6 protein-coding genes and 1 pseudogene are annotated in these 6,536 nt (G+C 68.5%); 2 read left to right on the top strand and 5 right to left on the bottom strand.

Annotation, left to right across the window (positions count from 1 at the left end):
• Positions 1-325 precede the first annotated feature (325 nt).
• Entirely contained in the window at positions 326-1,090 is a 765-nt protein-coding gene (locus tag ACIQI8_RS41970) for an SDR family oxidoreductase (RefSeq protein WP_402363420.1), read from the bottom strand.
• A 133-nt stretch (positions 1,091-1,223) separates the two neighbouring features.
• Here ACIQI8_RS41970 and ACIQI8_RS41965 point away from each other — a divergent pair, with 133 nt between their 5' ends.
• On the top strand, positions 1,224-1,589 hold the full coding sequence (locus ACIQI8_RS41965) for a hypothetical protein (protein WP_402363417.1): 366 nt from the start codon (positions 1,224-1,226) through the stop codon (positions 1,587-1,589).
• A gap of 65 nt (positions 1,590-1,654) precedes the next feature.
• On the opposite strand, the gene ACIQI8_RS41960 is transcribed toward ACIQI8_RS41965, so the two are convergent.
• The 4 genes and pseudogenes from ACIQI8_RS41960 to ACIQI8_RS41945 form a co-directional block, all read right to left on the bottom strand.
• A complete protein-coding gene (locus ACIQI8_RS41960) occupies positions 1,655-3,130 on the bottom strand; it encodes an aldehyde dehydrogenase (RefSeq protein ID WP_402363415.1) in 1,476 nt (491 codons plus the stop codon).
• Positions 3,131-3,387: 257 nt separating this feature from the next.
• Complete coding sequence (locus ACIQI8_RS41955) at positions 3,388-4,311, bottom strand: helix-turn-helix domain-containing protein (protein ID WP_402363412.1); 924 nt, start codon at positions 4,309-4,311, stop codon at positions 3,388-3,390.
• A gap of 186 nt (positions 4,312-4,497) precedes the next feature.
• A pseudogene (locus tag ACIQI8_RS41950) lies at positions 4,498-4,927 on the bottom strand (transposase family protein); the annotation flags it as partial.
• Between the two features lie 70 nt (positions 4,928-4,997).
• Positions 4,998-5,768: a transposase gene (locus ACIQI8_RS41945; RefSeq protein ID WP_402363409.1), complete on the bottom strand. Its 771-nt coding sequence runs from the start codon at positions 5,766-5,768 to the stop codon at positions 4,998-5,000.
• 105 nt (positions 5,769-5,873) lie between these two features.
• Here ACIQI8_RS41945 and ACIQI8_RS41940 point away from each other — a divergent pair, with 105 nt between their 5' ends.
• The gene (locus ACIQI8_RS41940; RefSeq protein WP_402363407.1) at positions 5,874-6,527 is read left to right on the top strand and encodes a hypothetical protein; all 654 of its coding nucleotides are present in this window, start codon (positions 5,874-5,876) and stop codon (positions 6,525-6,527) included.
• The last annotated feature ends 9 nt before the right edge of the window (positions 6,528-6,536 follow it).

Below are 6,536 nucleotides of genomic sequence, written 5' to 3'. Positions count from 1 at the left end.
GCGCCCCCGCCCGCCCGAACTCGGCGAACTCCGCCAACGCGGCCTCAAGCAACTGCTGCTTCTTGGCTTCAGGGTCCCGGGTACGCATCCGCCCAACATAGGTAGTGAACATTTTATTTGACAAATGTCCCCCACTCGCGGCCCGGTACTGCCTTGCCTTCGGGACCCGTCGATCCCCAGGCCGAACCCATGGCCGGGGCGATTGAACTCCGGTGACGGCCCTGGACTGTCCGGCTCGTTCGGCGCGCCGCTCCCGCATCTTGCTTCGCCGGGCCGACGTGTGCCGCTCTTGCTCTGTGCTGCCGCCCCTGCTCGGTGTCGTTGTTCAGACCTGGTCGGTGGGACGGATGACGATTTCCGCGATGGCCCGGTGGCGCGGGCTGGTCACGATGTACGAGACGGACTCCGCGACGTCGTCGGGGGTCAGCAGTTCGACGTCGGAGAACTTGGCGGCCAGGCGATCTCGTGCCGCCGGTCGCTGATGGCCGAAGAGTTCGGTCCCTGTGGCGCCCGGCTCGACGACGGCGAAGCGGACGTTGCGCCGCGCGTACTCCTGCCGCCAGGCCTCGGTCGCGCCGGTCACGCCGAACTTGGTGGCGTTGTAGACGGCGGCGGTCGGGATGGCCGTCCGGCCTGCGGTGGAGCTGATGTTGACCACGTCGGCAACGTGCCGGGGGCTCGTGGCGGCGGCCTCGATGAGATGCGGCAGAGCGGCCTTGGTGACGTAGAGCAGGCCGTTGAGGTTGATGTCGACCATCTGCCGCCAATCGTGCAGCGGGGAGTCGACCGAGTCACCGTTGAGCATGACACCGGCCGCGTTCACTAGGGTGTCCACTCGCCCCAGCCGGTCGACGGCGGTGGCGACGACACCCGCGGCGGCCTCGGCGTCGGTCAGGTCGGCCGTCAGCGCCACCGCCCGGCCGCCCTGCGCGGTGATCTCCTTGGCCAGCGCGTCGATCCGGTCCTGGCGGCGGGCGACCAGTACCACTGTCGCCCCTTCGGCCGACAGTCGGCGAGCGGTCGCGTGACCGATGCCGCTGCTGGCACCGGTGACCAGGGCGACCGTTGACGACAGATTGGCGGTGGGCATGGCAATGACCTCCATAGATATCGGTGTAGGAGCACTCCCACACCGCATATAAGAGAGCTCTTACATGCAGGGTGAGCGCGCCCGGATGTGATCCCGCGCCGGCATCCTTGCTGCCTCATCGGAGGCGGGACGCGTGGCAAAACGTGTCGGCTACCACCGCGGCGATCCGAAGGCCACGTTGGTCGCGGGCGCACCTGAGCTGATCGCCGAACGACGGGCGGCATCACTGCCGTTGGCCGAGGTCGCGCGTCGGGCGGACGTGAGCGAGCGGCGGTACGCCGTACCGCCACTTCCCGAGCCGGCGGGCGCTGCTCCCAGCGGTCGCGGCAACGGGGAACTGTCGGACGCCTGCCGGACAGCCATGGACACCTTGCTCCAGGCCGCCCTGCCCGTCACCGGCGGCGTTGGCATCGTCGACGACGTGCCCTCCGAGGCCGCAGCCATCGCCCGCACCCTGGCTGGCACTGGGCAAGCCCCTCGGCCCAGGACCCACTCCTGACCGGACGGCAGGGCGGCCACGTCTCGCATCGCGCCCTGCGGGCGACCGCCGGGTCGCAGGTGGTGTCAGGCGGCCAGCTGGTCGGCGCTGGTGTAGATGGCCTTGTAGTCCAGGTAGCTGTTGAGCCCCTCAGGGCCGTACTCGCGGCCGATGCCGCTGGCCTTCAGGCCGCCGAACGGTGAGTTGAAGTCGATCGCGTAGTAGTTGACGCCGATCGTGCCCGTGCGCACCTGCCGCGCCAGGTCGATACCCCGTGCCTCGTCGGCGGTCCAGACGGACCCGGCCAAGCCGTAGTCGGAGTCGTTGGCGATCCGCACCGCGTCGGCCTCGTCGTCGTAGGCGATGACGGCGAGGACCGGTCCGAACACCTCCTCACGGGCGAGCCGGTCGGCGTTGTCCACGTCGGCGAAAACGGTCGGCTCAACGAACCAGCCGCGTTCGAGGTTCGCGGGGCGTCCGCCACCGGTGATCAGCCGGGCCGACGACTTACGGGCCGAGTCGATGTAGCCGAGAACCCGCTCCTGGTGGGCCTTGCTGGCCATCGGGCCGCAGGTCGTCGCCGGATCCAGGGGGTCTCCCACGACCAGACCGGCGGCGAAGCCAGCCACGGCGTCGACCACCTCGTCGTAGCGTGAACGCGGGGCGAGGATGCGGGACTGCAGCGTGCAGGTCTGGCCGTTGTTCATGAAGGAGGCGCCGTCCAGACCGGCGACGAACGTGTCGAGGTCGGCGTCGTCGAGCACGATCGAGGCGGACTTGCCACCGAGTTCGAGGGTGCAACGGCGGATCAGGCGCCCGCACTCGGCACCGATCGCCCGGCCTGCCGCGGTGGAGCCGGTGAAGGCGACCTTGTCGACACCGGGGTGACTCACCAGATAGGCACCGGCCTCCCGGTCGGCGAGCACGATGTTCAGTACACCTGCAGGCAGGCCGGCCTCGACGGCGGCGTCCGCCAGCAGATAGCTGTCGAGCGCGGTCTCCGGCGACGGCTTGAGTACCAGGGTGCAGCCGGCTGCGAGCGCCGGGGCGATCTTGCTCAGCGCCAGTCCGAGCGGGAAGTTCCAGGGGGTGATCGCGGCCACAACACCTACGGGTTCACGGCGCACGATGGTGGCTCCCCGCATGCTGGCACGGGGCGCCTCCAGGGGGAAGTTCTCGATGAGGTCCGCGTTGCGGCGCAAATGCCCGGACGGGCCGAGCCCGTTGGTCTGCCGTGACAGACCGATGGGCATGCCGTTCTCCCGGCTCACCAGCGTGGTGGCGAGGTCTGCTCGCTTGTCCCACGCATCGGCGAAACGGCGCATGGCCTCGGCCCGCTCGGCCGGGGTGCTGCGGCCCCACGGCCCGCTGTCGAGGGCGGCGCGTGCTGCCGCGACAGCTGCGTCCATGTCCGCGGGACCGGCCATGGCGGCGATGCCGATGGGCGCTTCGGTCGCCGCCTCCAAAGCCACATGACGATCATCGGTGCTGGGGTCGATCCAGGTGCCGCCGACGAAGAACTGCGATCGGTCGAGGCTGATTTGGGCATGGGTGGTGGTCATGATCTCTCCTTTGCAGAGGGGGGCGGTTCGGATTTCATCCAAAACCGTGTGATGAAGGTGCGCGACCAGCACGGCACGCGGTGTGCGCGCGAGGGTCGCGGGCGCGTCTGCGCAGCACCACACGGTGGCGCTGGTGGCGCATTTTTTTGTGACCTGTCGCCCACGAGACGCCGGAGTGGTGTTGCCGCATCCCGGCCCGGTCCCGGATCGCTGTCACCAGGGGGCGGTCGGGCTCAAGGTGTGCCGGCGCGGTCAGGTCAGGACGTGTCGGTCCGGCTGGGGTGGATGTCGTCGGCCACGTGCGGCTTATCCGCGTCGGGCTTCGACGCCGCCCAACTGGCGAGCATCCGCAGTGCGTCCTCCGACGGGCTGTCCGGCTCGGGGGTGTACATGATCAGCATCTGACCCGGGTCGGCCAGCTTGGTGGATTCGTACGCTAGGTCGAGGTCGCCCACGACGGGATGATGTATGCGCTTGACACCGGTGGCGTACGAACGGACGTTATGGCGGGCCCAGCGGACCCGGAACTCCTGGCTACGGGTGGACAGTTCCCCGATCAGGGCGATGAGCTTCGTGTCGTAGGGCGTCCGGCCGGCCTCGGTGCGCAGGAGTTCGGCCGAGTCGTCGGCGATCCTGTCCCAGTCGCGCCAGAAGGTGCGGGCCGCCGGGTCCAGGAAGGCGAAACGGGCGGTGTTGACGGTGCGGACCGGAGCGGAGGACATCGGTCCGTAGAGCGCTCTGCCGAGTGCGTTGGCGCCGATGATGTCGAGGCGGCCGGTGAACACGAGTGCCGCGGTGGTGGTCATCGAGTCGAGGATGCGCTGGACCGGCGCGCGCAGCTGAGGCCGCGAGGTGAGCCCCGCGGCCGGGCGGGCCCGCCCGGCGTCGAGCAGGTCGCGCAGATGCGCCCGTTCGACATCGGTCAGCTGCAACGCGTGATGAATGCCGTCGAGGACCGATTCGGACACACCGGTGGCGTCGCCCCGCTCCAGGCGGATGTAGTACTCGACACTTATGCCCGCCAGCGTCGCCACTTCCTCGCGCCGCAGACCCTTGACCCGGCGACTGCCACCGAGAACCGGCAGTCCGGCCTGCTCGGGACTCACTCGTGCGCGGCGGGTCGTGAGGAACTCGCGGATCTGTTCGCGCACTTCCATCCGAGCCTGCTTGCGATCACTCATGTGTTTCACGGTACGCCGCTGTCCCCCTGCCAACGAGTCACGCTCAGTACCCCCCAGCGCGCACCCCGCGGCGAGGGGCAGGACCGCGTCCGCCCGGGGCGACGAACTGGGCGAGTGCCCGGCGAGAAATGCTGTGCGGCCAGGCCGGACAGACGCGGAGGTCCGGAGAGCGAAGACTGAGCTTCTTCAGCGTTGCCGCTCCAGGGTGGGTATGGCTTTGGCGATTGACGTGATGCGGCTTGGGCTGCATCGGGTTCTGTGGAGGATCTGCCAGGACTTGAGGCGTGCGACGTCGCGTTCAACCGGTGCCGGTGCTGCGGCCAGGGCCCGGTTGAGGGTCTTCTCGGTGAGGGTGAGCTCCTTGCAGGGACCTGCATTTGATGGCGGTACTCACCCAGAGGCGGCCGCCCGGGTAGGCGAGGCCGCCCAGGATGGGGACGCCCTGGCGCTCGCAGATGCGGATGATCCGGTGAGCGCGGCCAGCGGCCAGGTCGTGAGCCCGGCCGGGCAATGCGGGTGAGAGCCACAGCAGCCGGCCGCCTGGGTCGTTGACCACCTGCATCTTCACCACGTGCCGGCGGCGTTTGTGGGAGTAGTCGGCCCGGCCGTCGCCGACGGTCGCACCAAGGGCTGTCCCGTAAATGATCTCCGAGACACCGCGGGGTGGGTCACCGCGCGGCCCTTGCCTATCCGACGAGGGCAAGGTTGTGCATGCGGGCGATACCGAGCATCGCATGGTGGACACCGTCCCCCTTGAGGCGGCAGTCGCGGGAGATCTTCCAGGTCTTCATGCCGGCGAAGACGTGCTCGACCCGGGCCCGGATCTGCTTGTGGGACCTGTTGTGCTCTTCTTTCCAGGCCGGGAGTTCGATCTGGCCGCGCTCGCGACGGTGCGGGACGACCAGTCCGGTGCCCGGGTAGCCGCCGTCTGCGATCACAAGGGTCTTGCCGACGGCGGCCCTGGCGCCGGACTCCTCCCAGGCCCTGCAGTCGTTGCGGTTCCCGGCGAGCGGTCGACCGACCACAACGACGTGCCGGGTATCGGCATCGATGACGACCTGGTGGTTGGTGGAGTACCGATAGTTCTTCGACCGCTCGGCGATGGCATGGTCCCGGGTGGGGCCCAAGGTGCCATCCACAATGAGCACGGTGTTCTTGGCGAAACGCTTGCCGGGCTGAAGTGCAAGCCTCGGTCCGAGGTGATCGATGATCCGGTCCGCCGCCGACTTGGATACCCCGAACAGTGGGGCAAGCTGGCGCATGGTCAGGTTCGTGCACCAGTACGCGGCAACCAGCAAAGCCCGGTCCTCCAGTGGGAGGCCCCACGGCCGACCCTTGCGGACAACATCCGCACCTTCACGTCGCAGCACGGTCACCAACTTCCCGAAAGCGCGAAGGCTCAGCCCTGAGAACGGGACTATCCAGGACGGCTCCGACGCCGTGATCACACCAGCCACATCATGATCGTTCCAGCCAAGGGCGGCCGAGCAAGCGCTCTTCCACCCAAGTCCCAGCGGCCATAGGAGCTGTGTCTGCCGAAGTGGCCGGTCCAGAATGCAGTCATGGCCGAAGACGAGCAGAGCGGCATAGAACCGCGTTCATTTCTGACGTGCGTGACAGAGGTGGCCCGGCTGCTGGGCGTCGGAGACATCGCCATGGAGCCGAAGGACCGGCATGCCCGCCGCCTCGCCCATGCGGTGCGTAAGCCCCTGCTCGAACGTGCACATCTGCCCGAGGAGTGGTTCGCCCCGCTGATGGCGGCAGCCGTCTACGACCCGGACCCCAGCTTCTGCCGATGGTTCGTCGAGCCGGCTGTCTACGCATTCGGACGCCGCCGGGTGATGGCGGCACTGGTCGACTACCTGCGGTTCGGCACGGATGCCGAGCGAGCTGGTGCCGTGCGGGCCTGGTACTGCGCCCACGTGCCCTTGCGTGCAGACCGGTCGCCAGCGTACGGACCCAGCGGGGTACGGAATCCCGCGCTAGACGAGTCACAGGACATCAAGATCGCCTGGCTGAAGGCATCCATGCGGGTGTTCGCCGAAACCACCGATCTACAGATGCGCCACCGCGTCCTGCTGGACCTGCCTACCTCCCGCGCGGCCTACCCGCCACCCCTGCACAAACTGCTTGAAAGCACACTCGCATCCGCCCGAGCCCATCCCGACCCATACATCCGTCGCTGGGCTACAGCAGCAGACCATGAGGGAGCCTGAGACCGACGT

The sequence above is a fragment of the Streptomyces sp. NPDC092369 genome (genome assembly GCF_044755245.1).
In the GTDB taxonomy this organism is placed as follows: Bacteria; Actinomycetota; Actinomycetes; order Streptomycetales; family Streptomycetaceae; genus Streptomyces.
This window is presented reverse-complemented; position numbering and strand designations above follow the sequence as displayed.

Excerpts from the sequence above, each read along its gene's own strand:
- ACIQI8_RS41970 (WP_402363420.1), bottom strand. The coding sequence starts at position 1,090 with ATGCCCACCGCCAATCTGTCGTCAACGGTCGCCCTGGTCACCGGTGCC.
- ACIQI8_RS41960 (WP_402363415.1), bottom strand. The coding sequence starts at position 3,130 with ATGACCACCACCCATGCCCAAATCAGCCTCGACCGATCGCAGTTCTTC.
- ACIQI8_RS41955 (WP_402363412.1), bottom strand. The coding sequence starts at position 4,311 with ATGAGTGATCGCAAGCAGGCTCGGATGGAAGTGCGCGAACAGATCCGC.
- ACIQI8_RS41940 (WP_402363407.1), top strand. The coding sequence starts at position 5,874 with ATGGCCGAAGACGAGCAGAGCGGCATAGAACCGCGTTCATTTCTGACG.